The organism is Borrelia coriaceae (assembly GCF_023035295.1).
Taxonomy (GTDB): Bacteria; Spirochaetota; Spirochaetia; order Borreliales; family Borreliaceae; genus Borrelia; species Borrelia coriaceae.
This window is the reverse complement of record NZ_CP075076.1, coordinates 885,549-911,581: the sequence shown is the minus strand read 5'-3', so window position 1 is coordinate 911,581 and position 26,033 is coordinate 885,549. Positions and strand designations below refer to the sequence as shown.

The window sequence follows — 26,033 nt, the reverse complement described above, 5'->3', positions numbered from 1 at the left end:
TATCCCCCATTAAACTAAATATCTTCCCTTATCAAAGGCATAGACATACATCTAGGTCCTCCCCTTCCTCGTGAAAGCTCACTAGAGGGAATTATATAAACCTTAATCCCAAATTCTTCTAGCAACCTATTAGTTACATGATTTCTAGAATAAACTACTACTTCCCCAGGTGCTATTGCCAAAGTGTTAGCACCATCATTCCACTGTTCCCTTGCCCCATGAATCAAATCTCCTCCAGCACACTTTATTATATTAGCCTTACATCCAAGATAGAATCCTAAAATATCTTCCAATTTAGCCTTTTCACTTTTAACCTTAATACTGCCAGAACCAAAATCATAAGTCAAAGCATAAATTGTAAATTTCATATCATCACTAGTAAAACTTGTAAAAGTATTATGATCTATTTGGGTAAAAACCGTATCTAAATGCATATAAGCCCTACTTTGAGGAATTTGAAAAGCTAAAATAGTATTAAAAGATGTTTTTTGTTCAAAAAGGTTGCGGGCTACTTTTTCAACAGATTCAGATTCTGTTCTCTCAGAAACACCAATGGCTAAAACTTCCCGACTTAAAACTAACTCATCCCCCCCCTCCAGCGCAGTATCTTCATCCCTAGTATACCATATAGGAACATTGTCTCTATAAATAGGATGATATTTAAAAATATATTCTGCAAATATTGTTTCCCTACGTCTAGTCCTAGTTTGCATCCTATTTATTGTTATACCATGACCAACACTCGCAAAAGGATCTCTTGTAAAAAGCATATTGGGCATAGGATCAACAATTAAAGGATATTCACTGTTTACTAAAGAATTCAGAGAATTAGATTTATAATGCGTAAGATCATCCCTTGTAATCCCAGCTATCATCTTTAAAATCATATCTTCAACAGACATATTATAAAAATAATCTTTCAAAGCTTTAGTCTTATTTTCAGTCCTAATCCCTGCTTCAAGAATAAATTGAGATATAAACTGTTCTTTAATACCATCACACTTAGAAATAGTCTCACTCATTAAATCCTCAATATAAACAACCTCAACTCCATTATTCCTTAAAATATCCGCAAAAGCATCATGTTCTTGCCTCGCCACTTCAAGATAAGGAATATCATCAAACAATAACCGCTTCATTATTGAAGGAGTTAGGTTTTCTAATTCCCCCCCTGGCCTATGTAGCAAAACCCTCTTTAAACGACCTATTTCTGAAAATACATTTATTGGTTTTGAATATTGCATAACAAAAACCTCTGTTTTAAAAAATTTTAAAAATTTTTAATTTAATTAAAATTAATTAATATATTAAAACTTAAAGAATAAAAAATCAACATAATTAAAACCTATAAAAAAAACAAAGGGTATAATAATTAATTCAATATGATAAAATATTGACATGCAATATGTTACATATATATTTATCAATTTAATAAACCTATACCTAATAAGCTCATGTTCTTTATTTAGCAACAGTGCACAGCAAAATAAAAGTTCAAATAATATACTATTAACACACCACTATCCACCTAACCATGCCCTCGTAACTAATATGACATACACTACCTATCACATACCAACACATCTAATAGACACAATACTAGAACACACAGAATCTCCCAATTTATTAAAAACACTAGCAGTAGATTTAAAAATAAGCCCCCAAAAAATAGAAGAAATAAAAAATTACCTACTAGCTTACCAAAGACACCTAAATAATTCACAAGAATGGAAAAAATTTCTTGAACAAAGTAATGTAAATGGATATTTAATCATTAAAGTTGATACAAGTTTTAGAAAAAAATTTGATGAAATCCAACCAAACTCACTTGATAAAAACTTTACAGAGTTAACAGAATCACAAATACATTTAGAAAGAGAAATTCTAGCATCACTAGAAGAAATATTCTATGAAAAAAATATGGGATATATACCCATTGAAAATATTAATTCTTTTTTCCCTAAAGCAATCAAAAATAATTATACTGTCAACAAAGATATAATCAATGGAATAGAATACATATCGCCCCACATAATAGCAAATCAATTATTAAAAATTAAAGACAAACAATACTTTACAAAATTTATGCTTCACTTACAAATTGAAAACAATAAAATAAAAGAAATATTACAAAAACAAAAAATTGCTGACGAATATAATAACTCATATTATCCAAAAGAATCACAACACTCAAATAACAATCACAGCTTAATCCCTAATATCATAGATCCAGAAACAGGAATGGAAATAACACCTCAAAAACTAAGATCCATACTATCAAATGGAGACATACTGCTAATAAAACCAAAAATAGATTGGACTGACTTCTTCTATTTTTGGCAACACACAGGAATATTCGATGCTGATAAGTATGATAATACAAAAAAAATTGCCTTTAAAGGAGAAAACAGCTTTGACATAAAATCAGTAATCACAAGCAATCAAATCAAATTCGACACAGCATCTGTTCAGGGTTCAGGTTATGAAAAACTTACAACTTATGTACAATCAAGGATATTAAAAATATTTTCACCCATAACAGATAAAAGAACTATTCAAAAAGCAATAAATTTTGCCAGAAACAGATATGTTGACAATAATTTTGGGTATATGGTACCCCTGCTATCTTCTAACATGTGGACTGACTCAATGAATCTTGAAGAGATTCACCATAAAACTTATTGTTCACTAGTAGTTGACACAACATACAGAATGGCTGGTCTTAATGTCTCAAGAAATTATGAAGTATCTGGGGTAGTGACTCCTGGAGAAATAAACGCGGCTGCTTACGATTTTTATATGTCATATACAATATCAGGAATATTTCCCAGTATGCTACCAAAAAGAATCATTAAACCAACTCTTAGAGAAAAATTTATTGGGTATAATAAAGAAATCAAAGATTCAATAGAAATGAAAAGTGCAAATTCAAAAAGATTTGGCAGCCCTTGCAATATAATTAATGCTTGGTGTCTAGGAAGTTAATTCAACATGAAAAAATATTATGCATGCATATTAAACGACAAGGAAAAAATGATCTTTACATCTTGGGAAGAATGCAAAAAAACAATTACAGGACAAAAAAATAAAATAAAAAGCTTCAAAACAAAAGAAGAGGCAAAAAATTGGCTCTCAAGAGATGGAAAAAGAGACGTTTACCCAACAGGAATATACTTTGACTCTGGCACTGGAAGAGGCAAAGGAGTCGAAATTAAAGTTGTTAATGAAAAAGGAATATCCATAATAAATAAGGTAATCGATCAAAATCTAATTAATGAGCATAACAATTATTATGTCAAAAATTTTGATGGGATTAGCAACAATTATGGCGAACTCTTAGGATTATATATAGCGCTCAAGATAGCACTACAAGAAGAGCAAAAAAAAATATTTGGAGACAGTAAACTTGTAATTGACTATTGGTCTAAAGGATTTTTCAACAAAAACTTAAACACAAATACTATCAAATTAATTCAAAATGTGACTAAATTAAGACATATTTTCGAGGAAAAAGGGGGAGAAGTATTATTGATATCAGGAGATAACAATATCGCAGATCTTGGTTTTCACAAAAAGTAAAACAATACTTATATAAAACTAAACACATACTGAAAAAAATACTTTTCAACATGCACAAAAATGCTGCTCCATAAGTTCCTATAAATAAATTAACTGATAAAATAAAAATTTAAATTCTAAGAACATCGCATAATAGAAATTAATATTAACCCACACCATTGACATCCTAATATCAAAAATTATGCAAATATAACAAAGTCCAAATTTATAAAAAAACACTTACAATAGACATTATCAGGTATTATTCGCTAAAAACTTCCTATTATTTCTTAGACTTACGGTTAACTAAAAGTTCATAATTAGTACTTGAATTATTTTCAAATGACGACTTAATAGGCTCAAAGAAATTCCAAGAAATATAAATTGAAAAATTATTTCTCCAAATAGCAGAATACCTACCGCTATTATCCTTTAAAATATCTGGACTTAAACTATACTCTCCAACAAATTTCCAATCATAAAAATTAAATTTAAAGCTCGTACTAATTTTCTTAATTTTAAATAATGAATCCTTTCTATCCTGAACATTAAAGAAATTAAATGACTTAAACAGATCTGCAAAAAGATTAACAGATTCAAGATCAAGCTGTCTCATGTAGCCCCCAAAGTATCTAAAAGTTTTTGTATTAATAGAACGAGTGGAAAAATTCAACTCAAAAAATTTAGTATACTTAAACTTCAAAGTAAATTCAGCCCAAAGTTCATTATCGACAAATTTTTGCAAATTCATCTTCCACCCAATATCTGTTCCTAGTCCAATTTTAAATTTCTCATCAAAAAATTTAAAATCATATAAATCTTTTTTGTACTGCAACATCAAAGAATACGGAATAATCTTAGTTGTAGAACTCACCTTCTCAAAATCTCCAAGCAGTTTATCATATATATACTCAAAATCATTTTTCATCTCAAATTCAAATCTAAAATCATAAGCATTAATCTTAAATAAAAGTTCAGATATTCCATTGATTAAAGGATCATAAGCAGCCAGAAAAACAAGTTTTAAATAATCTAAATATCTTGGCTCTATCCTATAATATAAAGCAGGATTCATCTTCAAATCTTTATAAGGAGACAAGGGACTTAAAGATCTTTGAACAGATGTCTTTTTAAGAGAAGACTTATTATTGTCATCATTAAATTTTTTATCATATTTAATGCCAACACCTACTTCTTGTAATAAATAAGGAAATTCCAATGTAAACTTAAGCTTAGAAGCAGCATGCATATGTTCAAAAGTATTTTTCAGTACACTTGAAAGACTAGTAGTAAAAAATCTATAGTCATAAATTAAACCAATATTAAATTCTTGATGAAAAGTTTCAGGACTTTTCCAAAAAACGGTATTACTTTTACCACTCAATATTTTAGAATCTCTATCATACTTTTTGTCAAATGAATAAATAGTAACTTTGTTTTCAAGCTTAACACTACTTCGAGAAAAAGCAGGATACATCATGAAAGGAAATAAATTTAAATTTATTTTATTAATAACTGAATGCTCGCTCTTTTTATCCTTATCAACTAAATTATAATCTTTGCCTAAGGGATTATACTCAATAGTATTAAGATACAAAACATCTTCAAAAGTAATAAAGCGATTATAAAAATCAGCATAAAATTTTAAATCTATTTTATTTTTAACATCAAACAAATAGGTCTTAACATCATATTTAAACTCCTGGGGAGACTTAATATTAGAAGCATCAAAAAATATATTATTTTTCAAATAAGGATTAATGCCAAGTCTTATATAAAAAGAATCTTGCTTATTAAGCTCATTCAAGACAATTGGCTTAGGAGACAAATATAAATCTTTGGTCAAATCTTTCTTTCCCTCAGATTTTTTGGCACCATCATCCTTCCCATCCTCAACATCATCCCCAATATCTTTGACTTTGGGCAACATAATTATTTCCTTATCCTTAGAAACAGAAGACAAAGCCCAATTCCTATTATAAAGATCTCTCTGAAAATTTAACTCAATATAAGGTAGGTAAATTCTCTCTAAATAAAACCATTTTCTAGTTGGATCCCGAATATCTTTAGGTTCCCTACCATTTTTTCCGTAGATATTATCATAATCTGCTAGTTTAAAAGTAAATCCAAGATTATTTAATCTATAATCAATAAGAGAATTATTATCAAAAGTTCGATTATAAAAAGAAGACAATTTCCAATCAAATGTCCTTATTATATTTGAAGTTTCTGATGAATCTTTTAGAGGACTCAAAATGGAAAAAAATGTTGCACTCTCTAATCTATCCTTAAAGTCAAGCATCACATAAGGATCTGAATAATGCTCAAAAATCACTGAAAAAAGTGCATCACTGATTAAAAATTCGGATTTAGATTTAAACAAATACCTAAATGGAACCTCAAACCCAAATATGTCACCCCTATTTATATTATCAAAACTAAAAAGTGAATAATTGATACTATCCCTTGCAAAAGGACGATAGACACCTGAGAAATTATGCTTATGTATAGTCCTTGTCAAACCTATGCCAAAACTACCCTCAAAAGTTTTAAAAAAATCTAAAGTACTACTTAAATTAAAATCAACACCTGAATAAAATCCCAAATTAGAATAAATATCAAAAAGCAATTTAACATAGTCTTTATTAACTTTAAAAACAACATCCTCTGCAAAGAAATAAGTTAAATAACCATTTCTAATATAAGCTTTTTTATCTGAATTTTGTGCGAAATGAAAATCAAAATCTAAAAAAGAAGACTTGTCAGGATCAACAGATTTTTGACCAAGTAAATATACAGTATTAAAAAGCGCAAGACCTTTCCTTGCAAAGTATCCTAAAGACGGATTAAAAAACAAACTATCACCTGGTTTAAAAAAAAATGGAAGATAAAATATAGGCACTCTCCCTATATAAAACAAAGCATTTAGAATACCAAAATCCCCAGATGGCAAAATCCATATCTTAGAAGCCCTAATAGAATAATAAGGTTCTGGAATCTTACTAGTTGTAATAAAAGCATTCTCTAATATATTTGTATCATTATCTAATTTCCTTAAAACTTTTCCTCCAAATGAAACAATATGATCAACTAAATTTTTATGAATTTTTTTTTGAATAACTCCATTCTTGAGTAAAAAATTCTGAGAATCAAAATCAATAAATAATTCACTACCATAAAAATATAAATTCTCACCAGTACTTAAATCAAACTTATACTTAACATTCCCAGTAGAGAAAAGCTTCTTGGTATTTTTATTAAAAATAATTTTATCACCCTTAATGTTATGTTTTTTATTATTTTTAATATCTTCAATAATAAGATTAACTTTGCCTTTAAAGACGATATTTTCATCTTCAGTCATCTCATAAGTAAAATTTTCAAGGTTATCAGTACTCTCGATGACTATTTTATATCTGCCCCCATCTTTACCGTCTTTTGAAAAAAGATCAGGAGATATACCAAATTTTTCCAAGAGTAATGACTTTATCTTAGATACATCTTTTTCCTCAATACCTTCTTTTAATGCCCATTTCCTCAACTCTTCATCACTAGACAGTTCAAGTTCTTTCAAATTAGCTTTTTGCATTAAAGTGAGATTTTTCAAACTTTTCTTATCATTAACATCTTGAGAAAATAAAATAAAACAATCAAAAATACTTAATAAAAACAGAATTACAAAAGATTTTTTAAAAACATTCCCGTATAGGAACTCTTGCATTTTGAAACCTCTTCAGGAGTTCCAGACACAACAATACTTCCTCCAGATACTCCACCCTCAGGACCTAAGTCTATTATATAATCTGCCTGTTTAATCACATCTAAATTATGTTCTATCAGAACTACAGTGTTCCCATTTTGAACAAGCAATTGTAATACCTCTAACAATTTCCTTATATCATCAAAATGCAAACCTGTTGTTGGTTCATCAATAATATAAAAAGTCTTTCCTGTACTTTTTTTGCCAAGCTCAAAAGCTAATTTAATCCGCTGAGCCTCTCCTCCTGAAAGGGTTGTTGACGCTTGACCCAATTTAATATATTCAAGACCTACTTCCTTCAAGATATTTAAATAATGATTAATTTTTGGAATATTTTCAAAAAAATTTTTAGCTTCAAGAACACTCATTTCTAAAATATCGTAAATATTTTTTCCCTTATACCTAATCTCTAAAGTCTCTTCATTAAATTTCTTACCCTTGCACAGATCACAAGGAACAAAAACATCAGGCAAAAAATGCATCTGAATATTTAAATACCCATCACCCTGACATTTTTCACACCGTCCACCCTTAACATTAAAAGAAAAGCGACCGGCCTTAAACCCCCTCGCCTTAGAATCTGGAAGTTTTGCAAAAAGTTCCCTAATCTCTGTAAAAAACCCAACATAAGTCGCAGGATTTGATCTTGGAGTCTTACCTATTGGTTTTTGATTTATCTGAATCACCTTATCAATTTGTTCATACCCAATGATATCTTCAAAACCATCAAAATAAATTGTATTCGATTTTAACCTACTCTCAAGAGCAGGATATAATACTTCATTAAGAAGGGTACTCTTTCCACTACCAGAAACCCCTGTTATTACAGTAAAAACTCCCAAAGGAATATGCACATTAATATTTTTTAAATTGTTTTTATTAGCATTCAATAGTACAATTTCAGCTTTTCCTGCCTTACGTCTTGTTTTTGGAACTTCTATTTTAAGTTGACCGCTTAAATACTTACCAGTAAGACTACGCTCATTATTTAAAACATCAGATAAAGTGCCCTTAGCAACTATTTCCCCACCATAAATCCCAGCTCCAGGACCAACATCAATAATATAGTCAGCAGTACGCAAGGTCTGCTCATCATGCTCTACAACAATCACCGTATTTCCAAGTTCTTTCAAATTAACAAGAGTACCTATTAACTTTTCATTATCTCTCTGATGCAACCCAATACTAGGCTCATCAAGTACATAAATAACTCCAGCAAGAGCTGAACCTATTTGAGTGGCAAGTCGAATGCGTTGAGCCTCACCCCCTGATAAAGTTCCAGACATCCTATCTAAATACAAATACGAAAGTCCAACATCAATTAAAAACTTAAGTCTATTCTTAATTTCTTTTAAAATTTCTTTAGAGATTTTAACATCAAGTTCATCAAGCTCAATCTTTTCAAAAAATGAATAAGAATCTATAACAGAAAGATTACTAAGTTCCTGAATATTCTTTTCACACAACTTAACAGACAAAGCTCCAAGACTTAATCGCTTACCTTTGCAAAAATTGCAAATTTTGCGAGACATTAAACCTTCATAAAATAACCTAGCGCTCTCAGATTCAGTTGCAAGATACCGTCTCTTTAAAAGAGGAATAAGACCTTCAAATTCCTTAGAATAATGAAAACCACCTTTTATTTCCTTACTCTCCATCTCTCTAGACTTATATACAAAATCTATCTTTTCATTGGAACCATACAAAATCTTTCTAAGAATATCTTCAGGAATACCTTTTACAGGAGTATCTAAACTAAAACCATAATACTTAGCAAGTCCCTTAAAAATCGATAAAGCCCAAGAAGAACTAGGCTTAAAGGTAATAAATGCATCATCATTAAAAGAAAGGTTAACATTAGGACAAATTTTTTCAAAATCAAAATCAAATGTAATGCCAAGACCAGAACACTCTCTACAAGCTCCAAATGGACTATTAAACGAAAAAAGCCTTGGCTCTATTATAGGAAGCGAAAACCCGCATAAAGGACAACTATTATGTTCTGTAAAAATTTTATCTATTTTTTCTAAATCATTTTCAATTTCCACACGTAAATATCCATTAGAAACCGATAAAGCAGTCTCAATAGATTCTGCAAGCCTAATTCTTGCATCACTGCTCAACTTTATCCTGTCTACTATAATTTCAATATTATGCTTTTTATTTTTATTTAAACTTAAATTAATAGCATCTTCTATTAAATAATCCTGAGAATTTACTCTTACCCTACTAAACCCTTGATTTAATATTTTTTCAAGCTCTTTTTTATGAGTACCCTTTGCACCCATAACAACAGGAGCAAACAATACAACCTTAGATCCCTCAGCATAACTTAAAACAGTATTAATCATATTATCTAAAGATTGTTCCTCAATTAAACTCCCATCATTTGGACAATATGGCTTACCAATTTTTGCAAATAACAATCTATAATAATCATAAATTTCAGTAATTGTACCAACAGTTGACCTTGGATTATTGCTTATCGTTCTCTGCTCAATTGAAATCGCAGGTGACAATCCTCCTATATACTCAACTTTGGGCTTTTTCATTACCCCTAAAAATTGTCTTGCATAAGATGAAACAGACTCCATATATCTTCTCTGACCTTCTGCAAAGATTGTATCAAAAGCCAAGGATGATTTACCAGAACCACTTTTTCCTGATATAACTACTAAACTATTCCTCGGAATATCAACATTAATATTCTTTAAATTATGCTCCCTTGCACCCCTGACAGTAATTTTTTCCCTCAAAATACAAACTCCTCATTTTCAAAATCTCACCCCTTAAACAAGTTCTTTTATTTTATCCCGCAAAAAGATAGCATCCTCAAATCTTTCATCACTAACTGCTTTTTCAAGTTTCAACCTAAGCTTAATGATAAGATTCTTTTTAGATAATTTGTCATCGGAAATAAGCTTTTCAATATTATAATTAACAGATTCATTTTTTAATTCTTTTTCTAAAATATTCTGAACTTTCTTAATAATAGTTTTTGGAACAATATTATTTTTTTTATTATATTCAATTTGAATATTCCGTCTTCTAGTAGTTTCCTCAATGGCCTTTTGCATTGCACAACTTACTTGATCATAATACATTATAACACAACCATTTGAGTTCCTAGCAGCCCTACCAATTATTTGAATCAGAGAAGTAGTAGATCTTAAAAATCCTACTTTATCAGCATCCAATATGATAACAAGAGAAACTTCAGGAATATCTAAACCTTCTCTTAACAAATTAATTCCCACGATAACATCAATTTCTGATTTTCTAAGAGATATAATAATATCTACTCTCTCAATAGCATTAAACTCTGAATGCAAATATCTAGCTTTTACATCAAGACTCAATAAATAATCTGTTAAATCCTCAGCCATTTTCTTAGTCAAAGTTGTAATTAAAACCTTCTCATTTAAAGCCACCCTTTTTTGAATTTCATTATAAATATCTTCCATCTGTCCGTCTGCAACTCTAAGAATAATTTCTGGATCAACAAGACCTGTAGGACGTATTATTTGTTCGACAATAACACTACTCTTTTTACACTCTTCAATACCAGGAGTTGCCGAAACAAAAACAGCCTGATTAATCAAAGATTCAAATTCATGATATTTAAGAGGTCTATTTGCAAGTGCTGATGGAAGTCTAAATCCAAAATTTACAAGATTTAGTTTTCTTGAATAATCCCCATTATACATTCCCCTAAACTGAGGCAAAGTAACATGAGATTCATCAATAAAAAGTAAATAATCTTTTGGAAAAAAATCAAAAAGACAATAAGGTCTATCCATTTCACTCTCACCAAAGTATTTAGAGTAATTTTCTATACCCTGACAAGATCCAGTTTCCCTTAACATTTCAATATCATATTCCACTCTCTGTTTAAGTCTTTCAGCTTCAACAAGCTTACCATTTTTCTTAAAATAATTATATTGCATTTCTAAATCAACTTGTATCTTAGGAAGAGCTTCAATTATATTATCATAAGGAATAACAAAATAAGACTTAGCAAAAAGAGTAAATTCATCAGTAGTGCCCAAAATCTTTTTTGTAAGTGGACTAATCCTGTTTATTCTAACAATTTCATCAAAATCCAAATAAATCTTATATGCAAAATCACCATGTTCATTACTAGGCCATACCTCAATGATATCACCTTTAATAGAAAACTTATCATGTTCAAGATTCATAAGAGTTCTTTCATACTGAAGCTTAACAAAAATATCCGCTATTTTCTTAATAGAAATCTTTTGCCCTACAAAAAAAGCATGGGCAGCACTCTTAAAAAATTCTGGGGACCCTAACGCATAAATTGAAGAAACTGTAGCAACAACAATAACATCCCGCCTTCTAGAAAGAGATGTTACTGTTCTTATCCTCTTTATTTCAATATCTTCATTAATGGTAGCTTCCTTTTCTATATACAAATCTTTTGATGGAACATAAGATTCAGGCTGATAATAATCATAATAAGAAACAAAATACTCAACTGCATTATCTGGAAAAAAACCCTTAAATTCTCTATAAAGTTGGGCAGCTAAAGTCTTATTATGACTAATTATCAAAGACGGTCTCTCTAAATCCTTAATAATATTAGCTATTGTAAAAGTTTTACCACTACCTGTAACACCCTTTAAAGTCTGATATTTATTACCAAGTAGAATAGACTCCTCAATTTCTTTCATTGCTTTTGGTTGATCACCAGCAGGAAAATAATCAGACTTTAAACAAAATCGCATTAAGACCTCAAGTAAAAAGATTATAAATCAAAATATAATAAATAACTAATTCTATACTTATATTTTATTATTTTATAATCTAATCATAAATTCTCAAATAATAATATAAAGGAACATAGTATGAAAAATAACAAGCTTAAAAACAAATTAGAAAAATATATTCAACTTGAACAAAACAAATATTTTAAAAATGAAGCAATAAACTTACTCAATGCAAATAATGAAACAGAACTTTACAATAGATTTTATAAAGAACTAGAATTTGGCACTGCTGGAATGAGGGGCATAATCGGAGCTGGAACATGCTATATCAACACATACAATATTACAAAAGCAAGTCAAGGAATTGCTAATTATATCCTTAAAATCACACAAAATCCTAAAGTTGTAATAAGTTATGATTCAAGATACTTTTCCAAAGAATTCGCAGAAGTATCTGCAGAAATTTTTGCATCAAATGGCCTTAAGGTTTACATATATAAATATCCAAGGTCAACACCCCAGTTATCTTATACAGTTAGAAAATTAGATTGTCACCTTGGAATAATGATAACAGCAAGTCATAATACAAAAGAATATAATGGATATAAAGTATATTGGAAAGGAGGTGCACAAGTAATACCTCCTCACGATACACAAATAATATCGGAAATTCAAAAAGTATCTAATATTAAAAATACACTTAAAAAGGAAGAAGGCATAAATAGAAAAGCAATAATTGAACTTAATGATGAAATTGATATAGCATACATAGAAAAGATAAATGAAGAATTTCCCGATTTCAATAAAAAAAGTAAAAACACAAATTTAAAAATAGCATATACCCCTTTGCATGGAACAGGTGGAACAATAATAAAAGAATTATTCAAAGGTAGTAAAGTTGAACTTTTCACTGAACCAAGTCAAATAAACCCCGATCCAGAATTTCCTACAGTTAATTATCCTAATCCGGAAGAACATACTGCCATGTATAGAGTAATAGAACTTGCAAAGAAAGAAAACTGTGATATTGCATTTGCAACTGACCCAGATGCCGATAGAGTGGGAATAGCTTTTAATGAAGACAAAGAATGGACTATTTTAAACGGTAATCAAATTGCATGTATTTTAATGAATCACTTATTATCTAAAGAAAAGGATCCCAAAAACGTATTTACAATAGCGTCTTTCGTCACAACGCCAATGTTAGATAAGATAGCTCAAAAATATAAATCAACACTATTTAGAACATATACAGGATTTAAATGGATAGGACACTTAATAGATGAAATAACAATAAAAGAACCAAACAAAAAATTTATTTTTGGATGTGAAGAAAGCCATGGTTACTTAATAGGAACTGGCACTAGAGACAAAGACGCATTTTCAGCCATAAAAGGATTTTGTGACTTAATGTTTACACTCAAAAAGAATCAAATAACAATAGGAAAATATCTGCAAAAGATATATAAAGAACTTGGATATTATGAAGATTTTATAATTAACAAAAGTTTACAAGGAAGTAATGAAAACTTTCTAAGAGAAAAATTAATATCAAAATTTAGAAACGAAGTTAAAAAAGAATTTGCAGGGATTAAGATAATCAAAAAGTTAGACTACAAAACATTAAAAGAAACCGATATCAATGGCAATGTATACGAAATAACAGAATACAAACACACTACAAATGCAATCAAATTTTTACTAGAAAACGCAATAGAAATAACAATCCGACCGTCTGGAACAGAGGCAAAAATTAAATTTTATGTATCCATATATTCAAAATATGAAGACAAAAACAATATTTTTGATATAATAAATAACATAAAGATGGAGATAGAAAAATATTAATATAGCAGAAAATTTAATAAATTTAGTCGAAGTATCCGCAAAAGAAGTTGCTAGAAAAAATAAGAATATAGAAGTCTCAATCTGGCATTTGTTAATGTCTATATTAATTTGTCCTAAAAAATCTGAAATAAGGAATATAGACACTAAAACTTTAAAAAATATCAGACAAGACACATTATGTGAAATAGAAAAATTAGAAAAAGTTTTAATCGGTACTAATGAAATTATAATTCCAAAAATAAACAGAGAAATTTTTATTCTTATTGAACAAACTAAAAAAGAATTTAAATCCAAAACTTCAATAGGCATAAAAGAGATTTTTTATCAAATCTTAAAAACGAAAAAGCTTCTAAAGAAATATAAACTTAATAAATCAAGCTTCAACTTTAATGAAGAAAATATGATAACAAGCATAGATAAAATAAGATTAATCGAAACATATAAAGAATTTGAAGATGAAATAAGACTTACAAATGATTATTTTGAAATTGATAAATATGTTAAAAACCTAACAACACTTGCAAAAGAAAAAAAACTCAATCCTTTAATCGGTCGTGAAAAAGAAATTCAATCACTAATAAACGTACTCGAACGACGAAATAAAAATAGCACAATGTTAATAGGAGAACCTGGTGTTGGTAAAACGGCAATTGTTGAAGGACTTGCAATTAAAATTGCAAATAAAGAGATAAAAAGCCAATTACAAAACAAAGTAATACTACAAATTGACACTTCTGATTTAGTCTCAGGAACAAAATATAGAGGCGAATTCGAAGAAAGATTAAATAATATAATTAAATCTATCAAAAACGATAAAAACATAATAATATTTATTGATGAAATACACACTCTAATAGGAGCTGGAAATTCTGAAGGATCTATCGATGCAGCAAATATTTTAAAACCTGTTTTGTCTCGTTCGGCAATACAAATTATAGGTGCAACGACTTATGATGAATATAGAAAGCATATTGCTAAAGACAAAGCATTTACTAGAAGATTTCAAACATTATCAATCAAAGAACCTGATGCAAAAGAAACACTCAATATAATCAATAGCATAATAAAAAACTTTGAGGATTATCACGGTGTCACTTATGAAAAAGAAGCCATAGAAAATGTTATAAAACTATCATCACAATATTTAATTAACAAAAGATTTCCCGACAAAGCAATTGATCTAATTGACCTTGCTGGAGCTCAAAAAAAACAAAAAGAAATAAATCAAAAAATAATCAATGTAGAAGATATTAAAAGCGCAACAGATGAACTATTAGATATTAATATTAAGTCTAATATCAAAGAAGAAATTGATACACTTAAAAAAGAAGCAATACATATCAAAGAAAAAATCATTGGACAAGATTATGCTATAAATGAAATCATTATAGAGATAGTCAAAACAAAACTTGAAATCAACAGCAATACGCAACCTCTAGCATCAATATTACTAATAGGTGCAAACGGAACTGGAAAAACGATGATAGCAAACACAATATCAAACATCATTATTGAAGACCAAAACTCAATAATAAAGCTAGACATGTCAGACTACAGAGAAGAAAATTCCATATCAAAACTAATAGGAACAAATCCAGGATATATAGGCTATAATGACGGTGGTATTTTAACAAACAAATTAAAACATAACCCTCGAGCATTTATTATACTTGAAAACATTGAACATGCTCATAACTCTGTACTTACCACAATAGAACAAATACTTGAATACGGTGAACTTATCAATAATAAAGAAGATAGAATATCATTTAAAAATGCTATTATTGTTTTAAGTACATCCATAGGTACCAAAACACTACTTGGGAAAGGAAATATTGGATTTAATAACAATATGAACAATAATATAAACATCAAAAGCGAAATTAACAATGAGCTTAAAACAAGATTTAAATCATCATTACTAGACAAAATACAAAAAAAGATAATTCTAAACACCTTAAAAGAAGAAGATCTAAGTCTAATTTACAATAACTATTGCAAAGAACTTACTAAAAAATTTAGTCTCAAAAACATTAAAATAGAAATTGATGAAACTCTTAAAAATCATATAATAAAAAAATATTACGATAAAGATTCTGGTGCAAGAAGTATTTTAAATGCCATAAAAGAACAAATAGAAGATAAAATTATCAATCAAATATTTAAAAATCCCAATATTGATCGAATAAAAATATCTTTAAACCAAGATAACATAAAAATCAAGCAAAAGGAAATCTTATGTTCAAACAAGTAGAAAACAAAGCAAATTTTCCTAAAATAGAAGAAAAAATACTAAAATTTTGGAATGATAATAAAATTTTCGAAAAATCAATACAACAAAGAGAAGGTTGTGAAGAATTTACATTTTATGATGGTCCACCATTTGCAACAGGACTTCCTCATTTTGGACATTTTGTACCAAATACAATTAAAGACATAATCCCAAGATATCAAACAATGAAAGGTAAATATGTTAAAAGATATTTTGGATGGGATACTCATGGTTTACCTGTAGAATACGAAGTAGAAAAATCTTTAAAAATCTCTGGAAGATACGAAATAGAAAAATATGGCATTGATAAATTTAATGAAGAATGCAAGAAAATAGTTCTTAGATACACAAAAGAATGGCAAAAAACAATTTCAAGATTAGGAAGATGGGTCGATTTTGAGAATAATTACAAAACAATGGACATAACCTTTATGGAATCCGTATGGTGGATATTTAAAACGCTTTATAACAAGGGATTAATCTATGAAAGTTACTATGTGCTACCATATTCTCCGAAACTTGCAACTCCACTCTCAAATTTTGAGGTTAATCTTGGCGAATATAAAGAAGTTAATGACCCATCACTAACTATAAAATTTAAAATCAAAGATAAAAATGAATACTTACTCGCATGGACAACAACGCCTTGGACTTTACCTACAAACCTTGGAATTGCCGTTGGAAAAGACATAGATTACTCTAAAATATTTGATAAAGAAAAAAATGCAACATTCATCATTGGCACAAAAAGGTTAAATCACTATTACAAAGATGAAACAAAATATAAAGTAATAGAACAATTTAAAGGTGAACATATTAAAGGAATAGAATATGAACCTATATTTAACTATTTTTTAAACCAAAAGGATAAAGGAGCTTTCAAGGTTCATACAGCAGAATATGTCACAACTGATGATGGAACAGGAATAGTACATATAGCACCCTTTGGAGAAGAAGACTATAACATACTTAAAAACAATACAAAAACCGACATGATAACACCCATAGATGCCGAATGCAGATTTACAAACGAAGTAAAAGATTTTGAAGGACTATTTGTCAAAGATGCAGATAATAAAATAATAGAAAAATTAAAATCAACAAACCTTTTATTCAAACGAGAAAATTTCTTACACAGATATCCATTTTGTTACAGAACAAACTCCCCTCTAATTTATAGACCCATAAGCTCATGGTTTGTAAATATTGAAGCAATAAAGGAAAAACTCATAAAATCAAATGAAAAAATAAACTGGATGCCTTCACACTTAAAAAAAGGACGATTTGGCAAATGGTTAGAGAATGCAAGAGATTGGGCAATAAGTAGAAACCGATTTTGGGGAAACCCGATACCAGTTTGGATATGTTCAAAAACAGGAAACAAAATATGTATAGGGTCCAAAGAAGAACTTGAAAGACTTTCAGGACAAAAAATCAATGACTTACATAAAGATAAAGTTGATCAAATTACTTGGCCGAGTGAATACGGCGGTGTATATGTTAGAACAAGTGAAGTCTTAGACTGCTGGTTTGAATCTGGTTCTATGCCTTACGCAAGTAAGCATTATCCATTTAAAGATAAAGATAATTTCCATAATATTTTCCCTGCCGACTTTATTGCAGAAGGTCTAGATCAAACAAGAGGATGGTTCTACACATTAACAATACTAGGAACTGCTCTCTTTGAAAATACAGCATTTAAAAATGTAATAGTTAATGGGCTAGTATTATCTAGTGATGGAAAAAAAATGTCAAAATCACTTAGAAATTATACAGATCCAATGGAGGTAATCAATACATTTGGAGCCGATGCTTTAAGGCTTTATCTCATAATGAGTCCAGTAATAAAAGCAGATGACTTAAAATACAGCGATGACGGAGTTAAAGATGTTTTAAAAAACATAATAATCCCAATCTGGAATGCTTACTCATTTTTTATAACTTATGCAATAATTGATAAGTTTAGCCCTCAAAATAACATAAGTTTATATAAAACTAACATGCTTGATAAATGGATAATCAGTGAAATCGAAAGTCTAAAAAAGACATTAAATGAAGAGATAGATAAATATAATTTAACAAAATCAATAGAAGCACTTCTGACATTTATCGACAAGCTAAATAATTGGTATATCAGAAGATCAAGAAGAAGGTTCTGGAAATCTGAAAATGATAATGATAAAATCGATGCTCACGAAACGCTATACTACATACTCAAAAACTTAATGTTGATGCTTGCACCAATTACCCCATTCTTAACAGAGGAAATTTACCAAAATCTAAAGTTCAAAGATGAGAAAGAATCAATCCATCTAAACGAATATCCACAAGCAATTGAAAAACTTATAAACATAGAACTTGAAGAAAAAATGAATTTTATAAGAAAAGTAGTTTCAATTGCAAGAGCTCTCAGAGCATCACATAACATTAAAATACGACAACCTATCAAAACAATTTATGTTATAACCAAGAATCAAAAAGAACAACAAATACTAGGTGAACTGCAAGCCATAATACTCGAAGAGATTAATGCAAAAGAAATACAGATAAAATCTAATGAAGAAGATCTTGTAACTTACAAAGCAAAAGCAAACTTTAGAGAACTTGGAAGTAAACTTGGCATACATATGAAAACAGGAGCATTAGAAATCACAAACCTAAACAATGAAGATCTATTAAAAATAATCAATGGTAATAAACATACAATTAAAATCAAAGAAAATGCATATGACATTACAATAAAAGATATAATCTTAGAAAGACAGGAACGAGAAAATTTAAAAGTCATAAATGAAGATTCTGTTACAATTGGATTAGATTCTCTAATAACAGAAGAACTATATTTAGAAGGACTCTTAAGAGAATTTATAAGAAAAGTACAAAATTTAAGAAAAGAGAATAACTTTAATGTCAGTGACAGGATAATACTATACATAGATAACAGTGATATATTAAAGAAAATAATAAATCAATTTGAAAGCTACATCCAAACTGAAACCTTAACACTAAAAATAGAGATTAATAAAGACAAGGCAATAGAAACAATAAAACTTGATGATGAAACACTAATCAAGATAGGTATCGAAAAATGGTCAAACTAATTATCACAATTTTCATGGCTATTTTTTTTATAGGATGTGAAACTTTAACTTATTGCCCACCTAAAAAGCATATATCTTCAATTATGTTGTTAGACTCATCATCAGACGTATACGCTTACATCAATCTATCTAAAAACAGATTCATCTACAATGAACTTAACACAAAATACAAAATCGGACTTAGTACCATTGGTAACTTATACTTAAGTTACACAAAAAATACAGAAGCTTTTTCGTCAATAATAACAGGGAATTTTCCCAAAAATATCTTTTGGGCAATACAAAACAACCCAAATTTTGAATCCCACGGCAACATATTCACAAATCCAAAATGGAAAATAAAAAATTCAGATATATACGTCACCCCTATTAAAGGCAAAAAAGGAATTCTAATCAATCAAAAAAAAACAACTCATAAAAACGAAAATGTACTAACAACAAAATATATTAATATCCTTGATCAAAATGAAATATTCATTTGGATCAAGGATATTAATATACTACTGCCAGATAGAATAAATAAAACAAATCTTATTCCCTTTGACAAGGGAATATTCATTGCAAACAGTGAAAACGAAGATGATTATCATTTAAAAGCCTACTTAAACACTGATAACCCAACAATACTATCCATTTTATCAAAAAAATTAATACCAACCCTCCTAGCTAACATTACAAAAATAATAATCTCAAGTCCTATAAAATCTAAAATACAAGATCAAGATACTGTAGAACTCCAATTTAATGTTAACAAAATAAGCATTAAAGAATTTATAACAAGTCTAATGTCTGAGATTTAATTTATATCAAAGACAATTCCAAATTTTTATTAATAATACAATTATCTTATTCAACTAATTAAAATCTCTCATTTTTGGTTTAATGTCATTAATATTTACATAATCAACTGCTTTTCTCTAATCACATACAACCTCATATTTGTATATGTAACATCATAATGTACAAATAGTTATGAATAAAATATTTTAAAATTCCCTTATAATAAAAATAAATATTTACCTTAATCTAATTCAACTAAAATAATAACGCACACTTGAGATCAATTTAAATTACCAACAATAAGCCTCCCATGATAAGCTTTAGCACCCAAAATAGCATCAATACTATCAATATTGTCCTGATTAACCTTACCTGCAACAACAATTTCTAATTTTTCTCCAGCCATTAATATTAAATCTTGAAGTATCATAAGAGAATCCTGAGCCCTAAGTCCTCCTCCTGAAGTCAATATTCTATGAATACCAATATCTAAAAGATCAGCCACAGACGCTCTAATATCACAAGTCTCATCAACTGCTTTATGAAAAGTAACTTTTAAAGGGCAAGATAAACTTAACAAATCTTTAGTTCTCTCTATATCAATTTCATGATTATCCCTTAAAATTCCAAAAACCACACCTTCCACCCCAAGACTCTTACAAAGCTCAATATCTGCTTTCATAGCTTGAAATTCTAAATTAGAATACACAAAATTCCCACACCTTGGTCTAATCATTACAACCATAGGAACACCCAAAACTTCCCTCAAAACTTTTATGGTCCCATAAGAAGGCGTGGTGCCTCCACAGGTCATATTTTCACAAAGCTCAATTCTATTAGCTCCAAGATCAACAGCATTTAAAGCCTCCAATATATTAAAAACACATGCTTCTCTTATCATCTAAACACCTAAATTACATAACAACTTATTCTGAATAAAATAATGATATAATGCTCCAAGTTTACCAGAATCGTTATTAAATTTAGTTGTCTCAAGTTTAACAAGTTTCTTGATGTCATTAGTATAAATATGTGCTAATTCTAAGGACCACAAATTCTCTAATTTATCATATATCCTATTTATTAAATCCGGTCTCGAACTTATTCCACCACCAATCAAAATCTTTTCAGGATTTAAAATGAAAGTTAAATTAAAAATACCAAATGATAAAGTTTCAAAAAAATGCTCGACTTCATTCTTAGCGTGGATATTACCACTATCAGCAAGCTCAAAAACATATTCTCCAGACACTTCATCAAATTCCATATCCAAACGCTTAGCAACCCTTTTCCTTAAAGCAGCAACAGAAGCTATAGATTCCCATCTACAATTAAAAGGAATATTATTGCCAAGTCCCCTAGTAATCATAAATCCAATCTCACCAGACATAAAAGAATATCCCCTTACAAGTCTCCCATTCATAAATATTCCAGCACCAATGCCTGTTCCAAGAGTCAAAGCAACAAAATCATTAGCATCAATAGCATGACCCTTAAATTTTTCTGCTAAAGCCACACAATTAGCATCATTTTCAATCTCAACGTTTATCCCTGTTAAAGTCTCAAGCTTTTCCTTTAAAGGAAAATTCACAAATCCTTTAATAGCATTCACTCTAATTACAATTCCCTTAGGATCAACAAATCCAGGCATTGAAATTGCAACACCTTTGATATCGCCTTCTTTTTTATAAGAATCAATTATATCTACTAAAATACTAACTTGCTCATCAACAGTAACCCCTGATTTAACTTCATGTTTATCAAGCAAATTCCCACCACTATCTGCAAAAGAATATTTAGTATTAGTACCTCCAACATCAATTGAAACATAATGCCCCACACAAATCTCCATATTATAAAATATCCAGCTAATTATACAACAAAAAATTAAAAACTCTCTATAGTAATATTAGAAATTGATGAAATTTTACTTACAACTATCTGAGTCTTAATCTCTTCCTTTAAATAAGAAACATGCGATATTATACCAATTTGACGTCCATCAACACGCTGCAAATCAGAAATTTTTGGAATAACCATCTTTAAAGTCTCTTCATCAAGATTACCAAATCCCTCATCAAGAAAAAACGCTTCCATTTTAAGCTCACTATCTCTTATCATGTCCGAGAGAGCTAGAGAGAGTGACAACGATACAAGAAATTTCTCACCACCAGATAAAGTCTTAACACTACGAGTCATATTGCCATCTTTTTTGCTTCTAATTAAAAAATTAAAATCCTTACTATCTGTATTAAGTTCAAGCTCAAAATCAGGAAGAATAATGTTTAAATACTTTTTATTTGATATGATTAAAATCTCATCAATCAAAAAACTCTGAACATAATACTTTAAACTAGGAGAAACAGTAACAACTTTCTTTAAAATGTCCAATTTATCATTACGTTCACTTACATTGCTTAACTCATGCTTAATATTTTCTAAATTAAGCTCCTGTACATCAAGTTCCGCTTTAAGAGCCTGTAAACTTGAAAAAGTTGCCTCATACCTACTAATACTCTTAGACAAAATCTCAATTTGAGACATAAAATCCGATTTCAAATCTACAAAATGTTTTAAGCTATTTTTACTAGGGTTTAAAAAATTAACTAAAAAAATAGAATCTTTAATACAATGATCATTTATCATTAAACTTTTAAAATCTAAAAAACTAGAATTAAAATTAGCTAGCTCATCTTTAAGTTCAATCTCAAAACCTAAAATAGTTTGCCTCATAATCTCAATTTGACTTTCAAGTTTCAGTTTTGCATTACTTATACTATCAAGAGACAACTTCAATTTAACATGGTCATTTTCTATATCCCTTTTAGAACTTAAAATTTTTTTAAACTCACTCTCAAGTAAATCAGGATCACTTAGACTTATTTTTAAATTAGTACTAGATAATAAATTTTTTATCTTATCTAAATTTTCTTTAATTTCTGTTTTCTTTAAAGAAATTTTGGAATTTAAATCATTAAGCATCAATCTTAAATTTGCAACTTCCTTAAGTTTACTTTCAAAAATCAGAACACTATCTTTATCAGAATAATCTATATACTTATGAAATAAATTTTTACCAATTCTCTTCAAAATCTCTGCATTATTTTTCTTAAAATTTAAGATGCAACCTTCCCATCTGATTTTATTTTCTTTATTATGCAATATATCTAGCTTAAGCGCATCTAACTTAGATTGCAAAATTTGAATCTTTGAGTTTATCTCTAAGAGAGCATTTAAATTATTAATTTTTAATTTTTCTTTGCCTTGGTATACTTTATATGCACTCTGATGATGTTTAAGATTCTCTATATCTCTTTGAACAGACTGCTTATTACTATTAAGATATTCTAAAAACTCTTCATACAAACCAATTTTAATATTTATGTCTGTAACTTTAGATGAAGAACTATCATTTGACTTTAATAACAACTCTAATCTATTTTTATATCTTAATATTAATTCTTCATAAAACCCCTTTAGTAGCTTTAATGCCTCATAATAAATATACTTATCAAAGTCAAATTTCGTTTTTTCTGTAGTAATACTTTTAATCTCGACGTTTTTTTTTCTCTGTTCTACTAATAATTTATTTTTCTGCTCTTCCAATTGCTTCTCTTTTACAAGCAATCTATCATAAGCCTCCTCATCAAAATCCATCTCATATAAAACAACATTCTCATAATACAATTTCTTTACATAATCAAAATTAAAACTATCTAAGTCCAGATATTTCAATTCCTCTAAATTCCTTTGAATACTTAAAAACTCTAACAAAAACCGATTTTTATCATTTAAAAGTTCACTTTGCTTTTTAACGAAATGTTTTAAATCCAAAAAATTATCAGAATTATAAAATTCCATTTTTTTATCTAATTCTGATTGAAGCTCTTTTTGCAAAGTATATTCATGATCTAATCTCTTCTTACCTCCAATCTTCAAAGATAATTCCAACTCTAAATTATCTATTCTATGTCGAATATCCAAATAGTTTTGATTAGACTTAATGATTTTTTCACAAATAATTATTAACTTATAAACATTGTCAAGATTCTCTCTCACATCTTCTACATCAATTGAGCTTAAAAAATCAGTCAACTCATTTAATCTTTTTTTATTAATACTAAACCTGTTTTTTTCCTCTGTATCTAAAAATTTTAATTTTTCTATATTGAATTTTGTAAGTTCTAGCTCCTTTTTCAAAAAAATTTCTATATCATCATACTTTTTTAAATTAAAAATATTGTCAATTATTGCTGTCTTATTTTTAGGCTTTGAAGTCAAAAATTCCTGAAAATTACCCTGGGGTAAAATAACCGTTTGACAAAACTGCTCAAAATCTAACCTACAAAGACTCTTAATATAAGCCAAAACATTCTCTTTAGTTTCAATTAAATTCCCATCACTAATACAACTCAGTACCATACTTTTTGGCGTTTCCTTTTGTCTTATAGTAAGTTCAATAAATGACTCATAAACCTTCTCAGAAACAGTAAAAGTCAGTTTAACATAAGCACTATCAAAACCCTTAGAAATTGAATCTGCAATATTTTTATCAAGTCTATAAACTCTGGCATAAAGAGCAAGAGTAATACAGTCTAATATCGTACTCTTTCCAGCTCCAGTACTTCCAGAAATCAAAAAAATGCCAGACCTCTTTAAAACAGAAATATCAAAGTTTATCTCATATTCACCTTTATAGGAAGCAATATTTTTAAATACTAATTTATTTATCCTCATATTTTCCTGCTCTTCCCTTCAGCAATACTTCTTCAAAAAGAGCAATTAGTTCTTCTTCGCTAAATTTATTCCCCTTCCTAAAACCATTTATAATATCTCGTCTTAATTTTTCCTGGAAAAAATACTTTTCATCTCTACTTAGTACTTCATCCCTACTAAGCAATTTTCGTTCTCTTTTTAAGGACGCTTTTTCTGAATCTAATAAATAATAATAAATATCAAATATATGGATTAAACTTGACTTTGCCAAATCATAAATCTGCTCTTCAAATCCCACATTCAATTTCTCATTAAGTTCAATTTTTAAATAACAAAGATAAGAAATCTCTCGCTTAAGCTTATGCAAATCATTTATAATTTCAATAAAAGAACCTTGTAAAAAATGCAATTTACCAAATATAGGAAGTAAAACTTTATTTTGCTCAACCAATTTACCTTCACTGAAAAACAAAACATTCACATATTTTTTAAGATCTTCATCAAATGAATATTGAATTGGTGAACCTGAATAAACTATATTATCTTTCAACTTTTTAAAATTATGAATATGTCCAAGCGCAACATAAGAAAAATTATTCCCAAAAACACTAACAGGCAAAATAGGACTACTTCCAATACTACTAACCACACTACTAGCAGAAAAAAAAGAATGTGCAATCAATATTCTAGGAATACTAAGGTACTGCTCATCAAGATTTCCAATAACACTTGATATTTGCTCTCTATAAGCCTTTTCCAAATTTTTAAGAAAGACATCATCATTAAGTTCAATACTTTTACAATATTGATCTACAATAAGTCTTTCATTAATATAAGGCATACAAACAATGATAAATTTAACATCACCACTATCTTCCAAAAACACTACTTGATTGTTAAGTTCATCCCCAGTAACCAAAAAAAAATTAAACTTTGAGAGTATCTTTTTATTAATATTAAAATAATCTCTCTTATCATGATTTCCAGTAATGACCACACACCATTTGCAAGCAGTAAAAGATAATTCATAAAAAAAATCATTTATTAACTTTTGCTCTTCAAGGCTAGGTTTCTTTGAATCATAAACATCACCAGCAATAAGCAAAAGATCAATTTTCTCACTTTTAATAAATTCCAATAAAAAACTTACAAACCTTTGTTGTTCACCAATTCTAGAAAAATGGCCAATTTTTTTACCAATATGCCAATCAGATGTATGCAAAACTCTATAAATACTCAATTAATACCGCACTATTTTTATTAAAAAT

General features: G+C 28.8%; 14 protein-coding genes. 6 read left to right on the top strand and 8 right to left on the bottom strand.

Annotated features, from left to right (window positions below; all coding sequences use genetic code 11):
- Positions 1-14: 14 nt before the first annotated feature.
- The gene (arcA, locus tag bcCo53_RS04270; protein WP_025408405.1) at positions 15-1,244 is read right to left on the bottom strand and encodes an arginine deiminase; all 1,230 of its coding nucleotides are present in this window, start codon (positions 1,242-1,244) and stop codon (positions 15-17) included.
- Between the two features lie 154 nt (positions 1,245-1,398).
- On the opposite strand from arcA, the gene bcCo53_RS04265 reads away from it, so the two are divergent.
- Together bcCo53_RS04265 and bcCo53_RS04260 are read left to right on the top strand one after the other, a co-directional pair.
- Complete coding sequence (locus bcCo53_RS04265; RefSeq protein WP_025408404.1) at positions 1,399-2,985, top strand: transcriptional regulator; 1,587 nt, start codon at positions 1,399-1,401, stop codon at positions 2,983-2,985.
- A gap of 6 nt (positions 2,986-2,991) precedes the next feature.
- Positions 2,992-3,579 carry a ribonuclease H family protein gene (locus tag bcCo53_RS04260; RefSeq protein ID WP_025408403.1) on the top strand — a complete coding sequence of 196 codons (588 nt, stop codon included), beginning with the start codon at positions 2,992-2,994 and terminating at the stop codon, positions 3,577-3,579.
- Between the two features lie 262 nt (positions 3,580-3,841).
- Here the strand turns inward: bcCo53_RS04260 and bcCo53_RS04255 are convergent, their stop codons facing one another.
- Genes bcCo53_RS04255 through uvrB form a run of 3 tightly spaced genes read right to left on the bottom strand, consistent with a single transcriptional unit; the run spans position 3,842 to position 12,066 of the window.
- Positions 3,842-7,279, bottom strand: coding sequence for an LPS-assembly protein LptD (locus tag bcCo53_RS04255; RefSeq protein ID WP_028328142.1), 3,438 nt, complete (start codon positions 7,277-7,279; stop codon positions 3,842-3,844).
- Positions 7,234-10,074: an excinuclease ABC subunit UvrA gene (gene uvrA / locus bcCo53_RS04250; protein ID WP_246938347.1), complete on the bottom strand. Its 2,841-nt coding sequence runs from the start codon at positions 10,072-10,074 to the stop codon at positions 7,234-7,236. Before uvrA ends, bcCo53_RS04255 begins: the two co-directional genes overlap by 46 nt.
- 33 nt (positions 10,075-10,107) lie before the next feature.
- Positions 10,108-12,066, bottom strand: a complete 1,959-nt coding sequence (gene uvrB / locus bcCo53_RS04245; RefSeq protein WP_025408401.1) for an excinuclease ABC subunit UvrB — start codon at positions 12,064-12,066, stop codon at positions 10,108-10,110.
- Between the two features lie 120 nt (positions 12,067-12,186).
- Here uvrB and bcCo53_RS04240 point away from each other — a divergent pair, with 120 nt between their 5' ends.
- From bcCo53_RS04240 to bcCo53_RS04225, 4 genes are all read left to right on the top strand, one after another.
- Positions 12,187-13,896, top strand: a complete 1,710-nt coding sequence (locus bcCo53_RS04240) for a phospho-sugar mutase (protein WP_025408400.1) — start codon at positions 12,187-12,189, stop codon at positions 13,894-13,896.
- A gap of 94 nt (positions 13,897-13,990) precedes the next feature.
- Positions 13,991-16,150 (top strand): AAA family ATPase, encoded by a 2,160-nt coding sequence (locus bcCo53_RS04235; RefSeq protein WP_025408399.1) that lies wholly within the window; start codon positions 13,991-13,993, stop codon positions 16,148-16,150.
- A complete protein-coding gene (ileS, locus tag bcCo53_RS04230; RefSeq protein ID WP_025408398.1) occupies positions 16,135-19,269 on the top strand; it encodes an isoleucine--tRNA ligase in 3,135 nt (1,044 codons plus the stop codon). Before bcCo53_RS04235 ends, ileS begins: the two co-directional genes overlap by 16 nt.
- Positions 19,257-20,069, top strand: a complete 813-nt coding sequence (locus bcCo53_RS04225) for a hypothetical protein (protein ID WP_025408397.1) — start codon at positions 19,257-19,259, stop codon at positions 20,067-20,069. The genes ileS and bcCo53_RS04225 overlap by 13 nt, the downstream gene beginning before the upstream one ends.
- Positions 20,070-20,329: 260 nt before the next feature.
- On the opposite strand, the gene bcCo53_RS04220 is transcribed toward bcCo53_RS04225, so the two are convergent.
- From bcCo53_RS04220 to sbcD, 4 genes are read right to left on the bottom strand one after another with little or no spacing between them, the layout of a single operon-like run.
- Positions 20,330-20,950, bottom strand: coding sequence for a copper homeostasis protein CutC (locus tag bcCo53_RS04220; RefSeq protein ID WP_025408396.1), 621 nt, complete (start codon positions 20,948-20,950; stop codon positions 20,330-20,332).
- Entirely contained in the window at positions 20,951-21,889 is a 939-nt protein-coding gene (locus bcCo53_RS04215) for an ROK family protein (RefSeq protein WP_025408395.1), read from the bottom strand.
- Positions 21,890-21,936: 47 nt separating this feature from the next.
- Positions 21,937-24,786, bottom strand: coding sequence for an AAA family ATPase (locus bcCo53_RS04210; RefSeq protein WP_025408394.1), 2,850 nt, complete (start codon positions 24,784-24,786; stop codon positions 21,937-21,939).
- Positions 24,773-26,005, bottom strand: coding sequence for an exonuclease subunit SbcD (gene sbcD, locus bcCo53_RS04205; protein WP_025408393.1), 1,233 nt, complete (start codon positions 26,003-26,005; stop codon positions 24,773-24,775). The genes bcCo53_RS04210 and sbcD overlap by 14 nt, the downstream gene beginning before the upstream one ends.
- Positions 26,006-26,033: the final 28 nt, after the last annotated feature.

Excerpts from the sequence above, each read along its gene's own strand:
- bcCo53_RS04210 (WP_025408394.1), bottom strand. The coding sequence starts at position 24,786 with ATGAGGATAAATAAATTAGTATTTAAAAATATTGCTTCCTATAAAGGT.
- arcA (WP_025408405.1), bottom strand. The coding sequence starts at position 1,244 with ATGCAATATTCAAAACCAATAAATGTATTTTCAGAAATAGGTCGTTTA.
- bcCo53_RS04260 (WP_025408403.1), top strand. The coding sequence starts at position 2,992 with ATGAAAAAATATTATGCATGCATATTAAACGACAAGGAAAAAATGATC.
- ileS (WP_025408398.1), top strand. The coding sequence starts at position 16,135 with ATGTTCAAACAAGTAGAAAACAAAGCAAATTTTCCTAAAATAGAAGAA.
- bcCo53_RS04265 (WP_025408404.1), top strand. The coding sequence starts at position 1,399 with ATGCAATATGTTACATATATATTTATCAATTTAATAAACCTATACCTA.
- uvrB (WP_025408401.1), bottom strand. The coding sequence starts at position 12,066 with ATGCGATTTTGTTTAAAGTCTGATTATTTTCCTGCTGGTGATCAACCA.
- bcCo53_RS04235 (WP_025408399.1), top strand. The coding sequence starts at position 13,991 with ATGTCTATATTAATTTGTCCTAAAAAATCTGAAATAAGGAATATAGAC.
- bcCo53_RS04240 (WP_025408400.1), top strand. The coding sequence starts at position 12,187 with ATGAAAAATAACAAGCTTAAAAACAAATTAGAAAAATATATTCAACTT.
- bcCo53_RS04220 (WP_025408396.1), bottom strand. The coding sequence starts at position 20,950 with ATGATAAGAGAAGCATGTGTTTTTAATATATTGGAGGCTTTAAATGCT.
- bcCo53_RS04225 (WP_025408397.1), top strand. The coding sequence starts at position 19,257 with ATGGTCAAACTAATTATCACAATTTTCATGGCTATTTTTTTTATAGGA.
- bcCo53_RS04255 (WP_028328142.1), bottom strand. The coding sequence starts at position 7,279 with ATGCAAGAGTTCCTATACGGGAATGTTTTTAAAAAATCTTTTGTAATT.